Origin of the sequence: Citrobacter sp. Cpo126 (assembly GCF_030332445.1) — a bacterium.
Classification (GTDB): domain Bacteria; phylum Pseudomonadota; class Gammaproteobacteria; order Enterobacterales; family Enterobacteriaceae; genus Citrobacter; species Citrobacter portucalensis.
In genome coordinates, this window is the sequence record NZ_JAOWHT010000032.1 from 135,327 (window position 1) to 148,028 (window position 12,702).

Below are 12,702 nucleotides of genomic sequence, written 5' to 3' on the forward strand. Positions count from 1 at the left end.
AGTCATAACGTTAGTTGATGCAAATAACGTAGCGTATGTATTGTTGCTATATTAACCGTTATCAATAATGACCGTACTTTTTCTTAACAAGGGACAATCCGACAGGCCAATGATACCGCTGTTTGTGTGGACGTATTGTGCGGTGCTGGTTCCGCGGGCGGTCAGATATTGGCATTGCAAGCCCAGACCCGCTGCATTCTCCTTACTTCCAATCAAAATTCCGTAGCCGCTCAGTAATAAACCGATCCAAACCAGAGCTAACAACACAATAGCGCGGATTATCAGACGCATTACAACCTCTTATCTTTTCTCGTTATTATTAGATTAGCCTGTACATGGGATGAAACAAGTGAATCATTCCTAAAAAGATTGAATGCCGATACAGTTAACGCTGGGTTTAGGTAACGCATGATAATTTATAGGCATAAGATGTAGATTCGAAGAGTGGAGCTGGAGTGAAAAAAATTCGCTGGGTAGTGCTGATAGTTGTCGTGCTGGTATGCATACTGATGTGGGCGCAAGTGTTCAACATCATGTGCGATCAGGATGTACAATTTTTCAGCGGTATTTGTGCCATCAATAAATTTATTCCCTGGTAAGCGCATTTTTGCCACAGTTGATTACCTTCTTGTGCGGCAGTGGTAAACTACGCTGTCTACATTGAGGTGGTGAAATGAACGAAGTTTTGAATTCTGGCGCGTTGAGTTTGGCGTCTTTGGCTGTATCGGTGGTGATTCTGGTTGTCGGGCTTGTACTGTGGTTTTTCGTCAATCGGGCAAGTTCGCGTACTAATGAGCAGATTGAGCTGCTTGAAGCATTGTTAGATCAGCAAAAAAGACAGAACGCATTGCTCCGTCGCCTTTGCGAAGCTAACGAACCTGAAAAAGCAGCAGAGCCTGCTGCGGTCACAGCGAAGGATGAAGATGATGACATCATCCGCCTGGTAGCTGAGCGGTAAAAACGGTATGACAGGGTGAGGATCTGTTGCTTTTGTTCTCAGATGTTTCATCCTGTCACCAACGTGCCAGATTATTTTCTTCTGTACATGTCGTGTAATTAGCACTCTGATACGCGTGTAAACTCAGTATTTTCAGATGCTCCAACCAATTAATATCTTATCCCCGGTCTGATATAAATATAATTTCCCATACGATAAAAATATGATTATGTCATTTTTGTGATAGCGATCGTTTTATTAACAGCGAAACGTTTCTCTTACTTTTTTTGTGCATTGTCATCATTCTTTCATTATTTTGGTGCAAAAGCAGAAGGCGGATCTCATTTTTACGCTTGTGACATTTTATGCATTACTAAGCATAAAAAATGATATCCGGCACACCCTGTAACAGCTAATCTGGAACAACCGAAGCTATTGAGCTATGGTAGAAATGTCCCGGCTATGGTGCAAGCCAGGCGGGGGATGGGGCGAGCGGCGGGAATATAACACTACTCGGTGTGGCGCATAACTGTGCAGTTGCTGTTTGATGAACGACGGGATTTGTGCGACCGATCGAGACACGTTTAAAAATGGCTTGCCATTATTAACGTTGTATGTGATAACACGTTTTGGGTTAAACGAGGTACAGTTCTGTTTATGTGTGGCATTTTCAGTAAAGAAGTCCTGAGTAAACACGTTGACGTTGAATACCGCTTCTCTGCCGAACCTTATATTAGTGCCTCAAGCAGTAATGTCTCAGTTTTATCTATGTTATGCCTGCGGGCGAAGAAAATACTCTAAGGAATTTTGCAAATGGCAAAGATTAAAGGTCAAGTTAAGTGGTTCAACGAGTCTAAAGGTTTTGGTTTCATTACTCCGGCTGATGGCAGCAAAGACGTGTTCGTACACTTCTCCGCTATCCAGGGTAACGGCTTCAAAACTCTGGCTGAAGGCCAGAACGTTGAGTTCGAAATTCAGGACGGCCAGAAAGGTCCGGCTGCTGTTAACGTAACAGCTATCTGATCGACACCACTGATTTGAAGCGCATATGCGCAACCATCTCAGATATAAAGCCTCGCCTATGTGGGGCTTTTTAATTCAAAATACGTCTAAATATTTCTAAATGCCCTTCCATTAGCGCTTTGTTGCAAAGGCGTGATGTTCGTAGCATAGTTTTCCCCGCTTTCTTACGACATTTCTCGTTAAATCAGACACCTGAAAAACTATCTTGCTGGAGACCAGGTGAAAAAGAAAAACGACGGCGACGCGCGCAATTTTACTCCCGTACGTTTTGCCCTGCTTTGTGTGGCAATATTATTGAGTCTGGGATTGCTGCTGGGTCGGGTTGCGTGGCTGCAAATTGTCACGCCGACGAGTCTGGTGAAACAGGAAGACATGCGTTCGTTACGTGAGGTAACTATTGCCTCGCCGCGCGGGATGATTACCGACAGAGAAGGGCGACCGCTGGCGGTAAGTGTTCCGGTTAACGCCGTATGGGCCGATCCTAAGACCATCATCAGCAAGGGAGGCGTGGGTTACAACGAACGCTGGCAGGCTCTGGCAAGGACTCTGCATTTGTCACTGAGTACGCTGGCGGAACGCGTTAACAGTAATCCTGGCGGACGTTTTATTTATCTGGCACGACAAATTTCCCCTCAGCAGGCTGAGTGGGTCGATGATCTTAATCTCCCGGGCATCAACCTGCGCGAGGAATCCCGCCGGTTCTATCCCGCAGGCCACGTAGCGGCGAATCTCATTGGTTTTACCAACATTGATGGACAAGGCATTGAAGGGCTGGAAAAGAGCTTTAATAACCAGCTGATGGGTAAACCTGGCTCCCGTCTGGTACGTAAAGACAAATTTGGCCATGTCATCGAAAATATCACCGAAGTTACGCCTGTACCTGCACACGAATTACAGCTCAGCATCGACGAGCGTCTGCAGACGGTCACCGAAGATGCGTTGGACAATGCCGTTACGTGGAATAAAGCAGAATCAGGAGCCGCAGTGCTGGTCAACATTGCTACCGGTGAAATACTGTCCATGGCGAGCTTTCCTGACTTCAACCCCAATAATCGTGATGGCGCGGTACTGGATGATTTTCGTAACCGTGCAATTAGCGATACGTTTGAACCCGGTTCAACCGTTAAACCGCTGGTGATCATGACTGCACTCCAGCAGGGGATAGTACAACCCGACAGCGTGATTGATACCCATCCTTTTTACCTTGATGGACATCGCATTCGCGACGTCGGATTTTACCCGGAACTGTCGCTGACCGGGATTTTACAGAAATCGAGCGATACCGGCGTGTCGCACCTTTCATTGGCTATGCCTGTCCAAAAATTGCTGGATACCTATAAAAGCTTTGGTTTTGGCGATCCAACCGGACTGGGATTAACCGGTGAAAGCAGCGGTTTGATGCCTCAGCGCCGCTACTGGAGCGATTTGGATCGCGCGACCTTTGCATTTGGTTATGGGTTAATGGTAACGCCGCTGCAGTTGGCGCACGTATATGCAACCATTGGTAGTTTTGGTATCTATCGGCCCCTTTCGATTACCCGTATTGACCCGCCGGTAATCGGTACCCGAGTGATGCCGGAGGCGCTGGTTCACCAGGTTGAACATATGATGGAAAGCGTTGCGTTACCCGGTGGTGGGGGAACTAAAGCCGCGGTCAGGGATTATCGCGTGGCGGTTAAAACAGGAACGGCAAAGAAAATTGGTGATGACGGTAAGTATGTCGATAAATACGTGGCCTACACGGCAGGCGTTGCACCAGCGAGCGACCCGAAATTTGCACTGGTGGTCGTCATCAATAATCCGCAAAACGGTGCTTATTATGGTGGGGCTGTCTCTGCGCCTGTCTTCAGCCAGATAATGGGTGATGTCCTGCGTCTGGAGAACGTTAAACCGGATGGTATGCCTGCTGACTCCGATCATCTGCTGGTGATGCACGGCAGCAACGTATCCTCGCCGTCGTTGTAAGTTATTTTCCCAGGGCGCAATTCGCGTTACACTTGCGCCCTTAAGTCACCTGCCGGAGTTGTCATGTCGTTTTCCTGTCCTCTTTGCCACCAGCCTCTTACTCAAGCGAATAACAGTTTTGTCTGCCCCGGGCGGCACCAGTTTGACGTGGCGAAAGAAGGGTATGTCAACTTACTGCCGGTTCAGCATAAACGATCGCGCGATCCGGGTGACAGCGCTGAGATGATGCAGGCGCGACGGGCATTTCTTGATGCCGGGCACTATCAACCGTTGCGTGATGCGATTGTGAATGTGCTGAAAGAGAAGTCGACTTCAGAAGATGCAGCAATCCTGGATATTGGCTGTGGGGAAGGGTATTACACCCATGCGTTTGCCGACGCGCTGACAGGTTGTACAACCTTTGGTCTTGACGTCTCCAAAGTGGCAATTAAAGCTGCAGCCAGACGCTATCCGCAGGTGACCTTTTGCGTTGCCTCCAGCCATCGTCTGCCGTTCGCAGATGAGTCAATGGATGCCATCATCAGGATCTACGCGCCCTGTAAAGCGCAAGAGCTGGCACGCGTGGTTAAACCGGGGGGATGGGTTATCACCGCCACGCCGGGACCGCGTCATTTAATGGAACTGAAAGGGCTTATTTATGATGAGGTGCGTTTGCATGCGCCGCACACAGAGCAACTGGACGGTTTTGTTCTGCAACAGAGTATTGCGCTGGGGTATCAGATGCAGCTTCAGGGCAGCGAGGCCGTTGCGTTACTGCAAATGACGCCGTTCGCCTGGCGGGCAAAGCCGGAGGTGTGGGAAACGTTAGCGGAGAAAACGACGTTTGACTGCCAGACCGACTTTAGTATTCATGTCTGGCAGCGTCTGAATTAACCGTGGAAGTGTGCCCAGAGGATCTGGGCACCGATACCAATCAGCACCACCCCACCCAAAATTTCTGCTCGTTTGCCCAGCATCGGGCCAATGAAACGACCAATCATCATGCCGAGCGTGGACATAATCAATGTGGCGCAGCCGATGGCCAGCGCAGTGGCAATAATATTGACCTGCAGGAAAGCCAGACCCACCCCGACGGCCATTGCGTCGAGACTGGTGGCAATGGCGGTGGTAACCAGCAGCCAGAAACCATGACGGCGCTGCGGTTCTTCATCCTCATCACCGTTATCGCGAAAACCTTCGATTATCATTCGCCCGCCTAAAAAGATCAGCAGAATGAAGGCGATCCAGTGGTTCCACTCCAGCACGAATTTGCTGGCCAACATACCCATGCCCCAACCAATCAGCGGCGTAAGCGTTTCAACTGCGCCGAATATCAGACCTGTGCGCAATGCTTCAGAAAATTTGGGTTTATGCAGGGTGGCACCTTTGCCAATTGATGCAGCGAAAGCATCCATCGACATGCCGAAAGCGAGAAGAACGGTAGCGGTGAGATTCATAACAGCGTCCTGACCGGGGTATCCATAAAACACATCACTGCCCCCAGTAACCATGCATACAGGCCGGAATCACTGTAAATACAGCGCCATTCAGATATGCATTGCAGTTGATGTGCCTATGGTCTCGCCTGACTGAACCTGTAAATTCAGTCCGTACGCGCCACGTTTTTCAACGAGTATGTTGACACGTACATTTCCGGAGTCTGGAAATCGGCTACTCCCCAACGACGGGCGCAACCTTAACATATTTTGAGAATATAAAACAAGAAACGCAGAAATAATATTTGACTTCTAATTGAAAACGATTTTCATTTAGATTTATTTATAAATAAAACGTTAAAATAAATAACATTGTGGACAATTAAATATAGCCTTGGCTATGTTAGTTTTTATACTGATATATAAAAAACATAGTTCAGGCTATATTTATAAGTTATTGATTTGAAATTAAAAGTTTATATATCTTCTCAAGAACGTCTATATTTCGTACGCGGATCAACAATCTTCGATGTTCTAATTGCATCACTAATACACCGTCTTCAGATAAATTCATCTCTTTAATGCGGTTATATTCAATCCAGACGTTGGCGAAGAAAAAACCTTTCTGCTTGAAGATGATTTTTGGCGTACGGATCCAGAACAGATACAACCCCATCAATACCAGTGCACATAATAACCATGTGGTAAATTGCGCGCCGTGGCTGGTGATGTTGTTGTAGATAAGAATAGCTACCAAGCCAAGGAAGATAACGCTGTCGACTCTGCTGCGGGGAAGCAGGGCGACAGTAAGCAGAGTAGGGCCATTACGGCGGGGCATGATGAACTGATCGTAAATGGCATACGCCAGCAGCGAAAAGATAAATAGAACCAGCACCAGGTCCGTGATAGTCATGAATCCTCAACCCTCTAAATAGAAAAACCGGGGGCAAGCCCCCGGTGATGTACAACAGTCTTACAGGCCGAGCAGTCCGACAGCGTAGCCCGCGATACCGATGACGAAGAAGCCAACGATGATCCACAGCGGGTTCACTTTCTTACGCAGCAGCCACATACAGGCGAATGTCAGCAGCAGAGGAACCAGACCCGGCATCAGTTGGTCAAGGATAGTCTGCACGGTGGTAACACGAGTCTGACCATCCTGACCGGTGATAGTGGAAACCACCAGCGGGATGTTTACGTGCGTCCACTTGTTAACCAATGCCCCCATGACAAACAGGCCGAGGATTGACGCCCCCTCGGTCAGTTTCTGCAGGAAGCCGCCGCCCATATCTTTAACGATATCGACACCTTTACGGTAGCCATATGCCACACCGTAGTAGCGGGTTGCCAGACGAACCAGGTTAAACAGGATGAAGAACAGCAGTGGCCCCAGCAGGCTGCCGCTCATCGCGATACCTGCGCCGAGTGCGGCGAAGACCGGACGTACGGTACCCCAGAAGATCGGGTCACCGACGCCTGCCAGCGGACCCATCAGACCAACTTTGATACCGTTGATGGCACCATCGTCAATCTCTGCGCCGTTTGCACGCTGTTCTTCCATTGCCAGCGTAACGCCCAGTACTGGAGCCGCTACGTACGGATGGGTGTTAAAGAATTCCAGGTGACGCTTAATCGCTTGCTTACGTGCATCGTTGTTTTCCGGGTACAAGCGGCGGATAGCCGGTACCATGGAGAAACAGAAACCCAGCGCCTGCATACGTTCGAAGTTCCATGAACCCTGAAACAGGTTAGAACGAATGAACACGCCACGAATGTCACTCGGAGTGAGTTTTTTCTCGGTGGTAGTTTTAGTCATATCAACCATTTCGCTCACCTGCTAGTCCAGTTCGTTATCGAGATCGTTATTGCCAGCCGCCGCAGCAGGTGCACCGGCTATGCGGTTATATTTCGGGCTCAGCTGAATGTAGAGGATGGCCATGACTGCGCCAATCACACCCAGAGCAACCAGGTTGAAGTTAGTAAATGCCGCGGTGACGAAGCCGAGGTAGAAGAATGGCATCAGATAGCCTGCGCGCATCATGTTGATGACCATCGCATAACCAACCACTACGATCATACCGCCAGCGATGTTCAGACCACCGGTCACGACTTCCGGAATGGCGTTAAGCATGCTCTGAACTTCACTGGTACCAACAGAAATCGCTACGATTACCGCCGGGATAGCGATACGCATAGCCTGCAGGAACAGCGAGGATACGTGCAGCCAGGAGAGCGCAGTCAGGTTACCGTTTTCGGCTGCCTTATCCGCTGCGTGCTGGAATGCTACGGTGATTGTACGAACGATAATGGTCAGTACCTGGCCTGCTGCTGCCAGTGGGATAGCCAGCGCGATACCGGCACCAATGCTTTGGTGACCCGCGATAACCAGAACGGTAGAGATAATTGAGGCCAGTGCGGCATCTGGTGCAACCGCAGCACCGATGTTCATCCAGCCCAGGGCGATCATTTCCAGGGTACCACCGATGATGATACCGGTTTTCATATCCCCGAGAACGGCACCAATCAGCGTACAGGCCACCAACGGACGGTGGAACTGAAATTCATCGAGTACCGACTCCATACCCGCGATACATGCGACGATGAACACCAGCACAATCTGAAGAGTGGTAATCTCCATTGTACTTCTCCTATTGCTATACAGACTTAAGTGTGAAAACTAAGTAAATGCCAGAGAATTATTTCACCTTGGCAATCAAATCCATCATTTTCAGTTTCTGATCGGTAGAAACCTTACGGGCCTCAAGCTCAATACCGCGTTCGTTGAGTTTCTTGAAGGCTTCGATGTCTTTGTCATCGACAGAAATTGCGTTGTTTACCTGCGTTTTACCCTGACGGAAAGCCATACCGCCAATGTTTACGGAGGTAATTTTCACACCACCTTCAACGATACGTTCTACGTCGGTTGGGTTGGTGAACAACAGCATCACACGCTCACCTGCATATTTCGGGTTGTTGTAGACGCGGATCATTTTCGCGACATCAACCACATGCGCCGTCACACCCGGAGGTGCTACCTGAGTCAGCAGCGTTTTACGCACGGTATCGGCGGCAACTTCATCACTGACGACGATAATGCGCGTTACGTTGGTTTCTTTGGTCCAGCGAGTTGCCACCTGACCATGGATTAAGCGGTCATCAATACGCGCCAGGCCGATCTGCATATAATCGTTCGGCCCCATCGGTTTCGCGGGGGTTGCTGCTTTCGGTGCCGCGACGGGGGCAGGAGCGGCTTTTTCCACCGGTTTTGCTTTCAGCGCTTTCACGCCTTCGCTGCCGGTTTCAACGGCCAGTGCCACTAATTCATCAAAGCTTGGGTTGTCATCACGCGCCATGAAGGTCTCAACCAGCATGGGAATGTTCACACCGGCGATTACTTCGTAATGCTCTTTATCGACGACAATGCGGCTCGCAGCGTTAAACGGGCTGCCTCCCCATGTGTCAACGAGAAACAGCACGCCTTTACTGGTATCGAGTTTTGCCAACTGAGCGTTGTACTTTTCGATCAGCGTTTCAGCATTTTCGCCTGGAACGAAATCGATCCAGCCGACGTTTTCCTGCTCGCCTAACAGCATCTCTGCCGTCTTAAGTAACTGCTCTGCAGCCCAACCATGTGTGCCTATTACAATAGCAATGGTCACTTGCTACCTCCTTTATTATCGTTAACACATCAACGTGAAGATGTATTTGAATCGTCGTCCGCAATCGAATCGATTCAGATAAGGGTTACAAAGAAAAACCTATGATTTTCGTGAATTATTTTAGATATCGAAAAAAATATTTTATGTGATGAAGATCCGTAATTTAACTTCCGATAAAAAGAAATTTCGAAGGGTAAAATATCTCCGAAACAACTTATTGCAAAGGAAGGTAAATCTTTGCTAAAAACAGCTTCTCTCTGTTATGTTTAGCATCTGTTTAATTACTCAGGAGTATAGGGCAGTAGCCCACCATATGGATCGTCACCGACGTCATTTCACCTTCAGGCCGTATCAAGCCTGTCAGATTGGCACTTTTTGCCACAAATTTTCTCTGCATATCGCTTTAACGCCTGAGATCCTCAGCGCGCAGTTTGGTCATTCCTTAAGCAGGAGCTTGTCATGGAATTATTAATGGACCCGCAGATTTGGGTGGGTTTGCTCACGCTTGTCGTTCTCGAAATTGTTCTGGGTATTGATAACCTGGTCTTCATTGCGATCCTGGCTGATAAGCTGCCGCCGAAACAGCGTGATAAAGCGCGTTTAATCGGTTTGTCACTGGCACTGATTATGCGTCTGGGCTTGTTGTCCGTGATTTCGTGGATGGTGACGCTGACAAAGCCGCTGTTCGCGGTAATGGACTATGCGTTCTCGGGGCGCGATCTGATTATGCTGCTGGGGGGTATCTTCCTCTTGTTCAAGGCTACGACAGAGCTGCATGAGCGGCTGGAAAACCGTGAACATGATACCGGGCAGACGAAAGGGTATGCGAGCTTTTGGGTTGTCGTAACGCAGATTGTCATCCTCGACGCGGTGTTCTCGCTGGATGCCGTGATTACAGCGGTCGGTATGGTCAACCATCTGCCAGTGATGATGGCGGCAGTAGTGATTGCCATGGCCGTGATGCTGCTGGCCTCTAAGCCGCTGACACGATTTGTGAACCAACACCCGACGGTGGTGGTGCTGTGTCTGAGCTTCCTGTTGATGATTGGTCTGAGCCTGGTTGCTGAAGGGTTTGGCTTCCATATTCCCAAAGGTTATCTGTATGCGGCGATTGGTTTCTCGATCATCATCGAGTTGTTTAACCAGATTGCCCGTCGTAACTTTATTCGCCACCAGTCGACGCTGCCGCTGCGTGCACGTACTGCCGATGCAATCCTGCGTCTGATGGGCGGTAAACGCCAGGCCAGCGTGCAGATGGAATCCGATAACCCGGTGCCGGTTCCTGTCCCGGAAGGCGCGTTTGTGGAAGAAGAACGCTATATGATCAACGGCGTCCTTTCCCTGGCGTCGCGTTCGTTACGCGGCATTATGACGCCTCGTGGTGAAATCAGCTGGGTTGATGCCGACCTGAGCGTGGCAGAAATTCGCGAGCAGTTGCTCTCTTCACCTCACAGCCTGTTCCCGGTGTGTCGTGGCGAACTGGATGAAATCATCGGTATCGTGCGTGCTAAAGAGCTGCTGGTGGCGCTGGAAGACGGTGTGGATGTGGCGGCGATTGCCTCTGCTTCTCCGGCTATTGTTGTTCCGGAGACGCTGGACCCGATCAATCTGTTAGGCGTACTGCGTCGTGCCCGCGGTAGCTTCGTTATCGTCACTAACGAGTTTGGCGTAGTACAGGGTCTGGTCACGCCGCTGGACGTATTAGAAGCCATTGCCGGTGAATTCCCGGATGCCGATGAAACACCTGAAATTATTGCTGATGCAGGTGGTTGGTTGGTCAAAGGCGGTACCGATCTGCATGCGTTGCAACAGGCGCTGGACGTGGATACGTTAGTGAATGAAGACGAAGACATCGCCACGGTGGCAGGTTTAGTCATTGCGGCTAACGGCCATATTCCACGTGTCGGTGATGTTATCGAGGTTGCACCGCTGAGCATTACGATTGTCGAAGCGAATGACTATCGTGTGGATTTAGTTCGCATTGTTAAAGAACAACCCGCTCACGACGAAGACGAGTAATCGGGTTTAGCGAAACGGCATGACGGGCATACTGTGTCGCCCGTTATGTCGGGTGGGCGGCGGCGTGCTGCCCGCCAGCCATTTTGGGAAATCACGCAGCGGCATTGGCTTTGCGTACAAAAAACCTTGCAACAAATGTACGCCGTGTCGGCGCAAATGCTGAGCCTGCGCCTGGGTTTCAACGCCTTCCGCCACCAGTTCTATATTCAATTTTTTCCCCAAAGCGATAATGATGTCTGTGACGGTTGAGTTCACGGCGTCTGTTCCTATTGCCGAAGTAAATGATTTATCGATCTTCAGCACATCCGGGCGGAGTTTTTCCAGCCAGGAGAGCGAGCTATTGCCGGTGCCGAAATCATCAATTGCCAGTTTTACGCCAAGACGATTTAATTCGCGTACGACCCGATAATCCACATCCAGTAACGCATCGCGTTCGGTCAGTTCGATAACCAACTGCTGGATTGGGTGCTGGCTGAACCAGTACTGATTAAGATCTTTTAGCAGCGTGCCGTTACGAAAATGGCTGGCGGCGACATTAATCCCAATATGAAACTGACTGCTCATCGGGAAAACGTGTCTTTGCTGAATGGTTTCTGCGATGACATGACGGGTTAGCGGCACAATCAGGTTGTGCTCCTCAGCGATGGGAATAAACACTTCCGGAGAGATCCAACCCTGGCGTGGGTTATTCCAGCGTAGAAGAATCTCCACGCCCATGCATTGCTGGGTTTGCGCATTAAGCAGCGGCTGGCAAAACAGCTCGAATTCCCGAGCAGCAAGGGCCAGATTAATCTCCCAGGAAAAACTCATTCTGCTGGCAGTCGCCAGCCATGCCAGGTAACCCACTAATAAACTTAGGATCACCGCCAGCGGCAGCTGTGTTGGCAGATGTTTAATCGCCAGTTCACTGGGACCGGGGCCGGTGACGCTAATGGTAAACGGGAAATGTTGAGATGACAGCTGGTAGCGTTTTTCATCATTTAGCTTAGGCAGAGTATCGACCACACCTTGATCATACAGTAGATGCCGATTACCAACGGTTAAGCTGGCATCGGTGATCTGCGGCGGCTGGGGTTCAAGCAACATAGACGACAATAAATCAATATTGACGATTTCCAGCACGCCATCTTCACCATCGGCAGAGGATGGATACCATTGCGTCAGAATCGGGCTGCCTTTTATCAGCGAATGGTCAGTAGACAGCAGCAGTTGCGGTTCCCTGCTGGGTAATTCGGGCTGTAGTTGACGAATGGGGACATTGCGATACCCAAAAATGCTGGAGCAATAGAGGATCCCGCTTTGAATCAGATTAATAGAACGCACCGTTTGCAGTCTTGCGGCATGTTTGCTTAACGGTAAACGTGCCACTGAGCAGGGGAGGCCAATTAACGGCAGCAATACATCACGTCCGGTCTGCAAGGGTAAAAGTACGTCATCCAGTTCTTCTACAGCATGGTTGGCAAAGGTGACGATATTTCGGTGATTTAAATTACGCTCCGAAATAAATCGAACAGTTAATGTGAGGATGAGCGTCAGTAGTGCACATACTGTGCAAACGATTAAGCGATTCCGGCGATAATTTTTAATGATCCGTTGTGCTGTTTGCATGCGGGCCGCCCGATAAGCCGTTGGTCACAGAAGCCAACAGCAACAGAGCAAGTGTAGTGGGGAAAATTACAGTAGA

The 12,702-nt window shown here is 49.6% G+C and carries 15 protein-coding genes; 8 read left to right on the forward strand and 7 right to left on the reverse strand.

From position 1 onward, the window contains the following. Positions 1 to 51: 51 nt before the first annotated feature. Positions 52 to 291 carry a YobH family protein gene (locus OGY17_RS09935; protein ID WP_003034975.1) on the reverse strand — a complete coding sequence of 80 codons (240 nt, stop codon included), beginning with the start codon at positions 289 to 291 and terminating at the stop codon, positions 52 to 54. A gap of 164 nt (positions 292 to 455) precedes the next feature. On the opposite strand from OGY17_RS09935, the gene mgrB reads away from it, so the two are divergent. The 6 genes from mgrB (at position 456) to rlmA (ending at position 4,798) form a co-directional block, all read left to right on the forward strand. Next, positions 456 to 599, forward strand: coding sequence for a PhoP/PhoQ regulatory lipoprotein MgrB (gene mgrB, locus OGY17_RS09940; RefSeq protein ID WP_003034977.1), 144 nt, complete (start codon positions 456 to 458; stop codon positions 597 to 599). Between the two features lie 74 nt (positions 600 to 673). Beyond that, positions 674 to 958 carry a YebO family protein gene (locus tag OGY17_RS09945; RefSeq protein WP_003833774.1) on the forward strand — a complete coding sequence of 95 codons (285 nt, stop codon included), beginning with the start codon at positions 674 to 676 and terminating at the stop codon, positions 956 to 958. A gap of 636 nt (positions 959 to 1,594) precedes the next feature. Further along, positions 1,595 to 1,738: a DUF2627 domain-containing protein gene (locus OGY17_RS09950; protein WP_003034983.1), complete on the forward strand. Its 144-nt coding sequence runs from the start codon at positions 1,595 to 1,597 to the stop codon at positions 1,736 to 1,738. A 12-nt stretch (positions 1,739 to 1,750) separates the two neighbouring features. After that, positions 1,751 to 1,960 carry a transcription antiterminator/RNA stability regulator CspE gene (cspE, locus tag OGY17_RS09955; RefSeq protein WP_001062678.1) on the forward strand — a complete coding sequence of 70 codons (210 nt, stop codon included), beginning with the start codon at positions 1,751 to 1,753 and terminating at the stop codon, positions 1,958 to 1,960. 219 nt (positions 1,961 to 2,179) lie between these two features. Continuing rightward, on the forward strand, positions 2,180 to 3,925 hold the full coding sequence (ftsI2, locus tag OGY17_RS09960; protein WP_003833773.1) for a peptidoglycan DD-transpeptidase FtsI2/PBP3(PARA): 1,746 nt from the start codon (positions 2,180 to 2,182) through the stop codon (positions 3,923 to 3,925). Positions 3,926 to 3,988: 63 nt separating this feature from the next. Continuing rightward, positions 3,989 to 4,798 carry a 23S rRNA (guanine(745)-N(1))-methyltransferase gene (gene rlmA / locus OGY17_RS09965; RefSeq protein ID WP_048235218.1) on the forward strand — a complete coding sequence of 270 codons (810 nt, stop codon included), beginning with the start codon at positions 3,989 to 3,991 and terminating at the stop codon, positions 4,796 to 4,798. Here the strand turns inward: rlmA and mntP are convergent. The 5 genes from mntP to manX form a co-directional block, all read right to left on the reverse strand. After that, positions 4,795 to 5,361 carry a manganese efflux pump MntP gene (gene mntP, locus OGY17_RS09970; RefSeq protein WP_020996621.1) on the reverse strand — a complete coding sequence of 189 codons (567 nt, stop codon included), beginning with the start codon at positions 5,359 to 5,361 and terminating at the stop codon, positions 4,795 to 4,797. The two genes, rlmA and mntP, sit on opposite strands and share 4 nt — an antisense overlap. A gap of 433 nt (positions 5,362 to 5,794) precedes the next feature. Next, entirely contained in the window at positions 5,795 to 6,253 is a 459-nt protein-coding gene (locus tag OGY17_RS09975) for a DUF986 family protein (protein ID WP_286607120.1), read from the reverse strand. A 60-nt stretch (positions 6,254 to 6,313) separates the two neighbouring features. Further along, positions 6,314 to 7,165 (reverse strand): PTS mannose transporter subunit IID, encoded by an 852-nt coding sequence (locus OGY17_RS09980; RefSeq protein ID WP_003833769.1) that lies wholly within the window; start codon positions 7,163 to 7,165, stop codon positions 6,314 to 6,316. A 12-nt stretch (positions 7,166 to 7,177) separates the two neighbouring features. Then, complete coding sequence (locus OGY17_RS09985) at positions 7,178 to 7,978, reverse strand: PTS mannose/fructose/sorbose transporter subunit IIC (RefSeq protein ID WP_286607123.1); 801 nt, start codon at positions 7,976 to 7,978, stop codon at positions 7,178 to 7,180. Between the two features lie 58 nt (positions 7,979 to 8,036). Continuing rightward, the gene (gene manX / locus OGY17_RS09990) at positions 8,037 to 8,999 is read right to left on the reverse strand and encodes a PTS mannose transporter subunit IIAB (RefSeq protein ID WP_003833768.1); all 963 of its coding nucleotides are present in this window, start codon (positions 8,997 to 8,999) and stop codon (positions 8,037 to 8,039) included. A gap of 313 nt (positions 9,000 to 9,312) precedes the next feature. On the opposite strand from manX, the gene OGY17_RS23330 reads away from it, so the two are divergent. Both OGY17_RS23330 and yoaE read left to right on the forward strand, forming a co-directional pair. Beyond that, the gene (locus tag OGY17_RS23330; RefSeq protein WP_370766360.1) at positions 9,313 to 9,471 is read left to right on the forward strand and encodes a protein YoaL; all 159 of its coding nucleotides are present in this window, start codon (positions 9,313 to 9,315) and stop codon (positions 9,469 to 9,471) included. Then, positions 9,459 to 11,018 carry a CNNM family cation transport protein YoaE gene (gene yoaE / locus OGY17_RS09995; protein WP_286607126.1) on the forward strand — a complete coding sequence of 520 codons (1,560 nt, stop codon included), beginning with the start codon at positions 9,459 to 9,461 and terminating at the stop codon, positions 11,016 to 11,018. The genes OGY17_RS23330 and yoaE overlap by 13 nt, the downstream gene beginning before the upstream one ends. A 6-nt stretch (positions 11,019 to 11,024) precedes the next feature. Here yoaE and pdeD read toward each other — a convergent pair whose 3' ends face one another. Further along, the gene (pdeD, locus tag OGY17_RS10000; RefSeq protein ID WP_008785025.1) at positions 11,025 to 12,626 is read right to left on the reverse strand and encodes a cyclic di-3',5'-guanosine monophosphate phosphodiesterase PdeD; all 1,602 of its coding nucleotides are present in this window, start codon (positions 12,624 to 12,626) and stop codon (positions 11,025 to 11,027) included. Positions 12,627 to 12,702 lie beyond the last annotated feature (76 nt).